1 protein-coding gene and 1 pseudogene are annotated in these 1,256 nt (G+C 50.2%); both read left to right on the top strand.

The window, feature by feature from the left end:
* The coding region (locus tag R8269_RS24880; RefSeq protein WP_318222866.1) for an EAL domain-containing protein at positions 1-561 on the top strand (561 nt) is incomplete at its 5' end.
* A 199-nt stretch (positions 562-760) separates the two neighbouring features.
* A pseudogene (locus R8269_RS24875) lies at positions 761-1,256 on the top strand (nodulation protein NfeD); the annotation flags it as partial.

The raw sequence follows: 1,256 nt of genomic DNA, 5'->3' as shown, positions 1-1,256 counted from the left end.
TGCGATTTTATCGGCAAACTGAACACAAAGAGACACAGCCAAGGCTTGCCGCCACTGACGGTGCACGTCAACCTGAGTGCGCAGCATTTCTACCATTCACGGTTGATTTCATTCCTGCAAACCATGATTGAAGAGCACAACATCTCTGCAGGTCATTTGGTGCTAGAAATCACCGAAAGTATGCTGATGGGCGGCGAAACGGAATCCATCCACTGCATCAACGAAATCAAACAACTGGGCGTACAACTGGCGTTGGACGCTTTTGGTACGGGCTACGCATCATTCAGCAGCGTGTGCAACTTCCCGCTAGACATCGTCAAACTCGACAAATCGTACGTGGATGAAATTGAAACCAACGACCGAGCCAAAACGCTCGTGCGAAACATTGCCAATATGTCGCAAGAGTTGGGATTAACCATCGTCGCAGAAGGCGTCGAGACGGCCAGCCAAGTCCGCAAACTAAAAGTGTGGAATATAGATGAGTTACAAGGTTTCTACTTCTATAAACCGATGACTCGAGAAGACGCATTCGCTCAGTTTTCTGGCTTGCCCCACTGTTAATCTAGCTCCCCCTCCCAAGGCAAAGCGGCCTCTGTCGCTTTGCCTTTTTTGTTCCCCAATCTCTCTGCTTCTTGCCAAGTAAGACTCAGTATTGCATCGCACTGATGATCGAACACGGTTTCAACCCGATATAAATGTCTGCGTATATACTTTAAACAAGGTTTTCAATAAGTCCCTGTCACCGGACAAGGAGGACTGCATGAAACGGACATGGATATGGCTACTACCGCTGCTTCTATTTGCTGGCCAAACACTGGCAAATACGGTTTGGATTGTGCCCGTAAAAGGGGCAATTGGCCCAGCCAACAGTGACTACCTCACTAGGGAAATTGAACAAGCTCAAATCAACGGCGTGAGCCTAGTGATTCTCAAAATGGATACCCCTGGCGGGCTAGATAGCGCGATGAGAGACATTATTCACGCCATCACAACCTCGACCACACCGATTGCGACTTGGGTTGGGCCTTCAGGCTCAAGAGCCGCGAGCGCGGGCACCTACATTCTGCTTGCCAGCCACGTTGCGGCAATGGCAGAAGCGACCAACCTAGGCGCAGCAACCCCTGTGGCCATAGGTGGTGCACCACAAGCGCCCTCTTCTGATGACGGCAAAGACAACGAATCCTCGGATGAAAACAAACCCAATGCAGACAAAAGCGGCGATCAAGTTTCGGCTAAAACCGCCATGGAGAAAAAGG

Source organism: Vibrio sp. Vb0667 (genome assembly GCF_033391095.1).
This window is presented reverse-complemented; position numbering and strand designations above follow the sequence as displayed.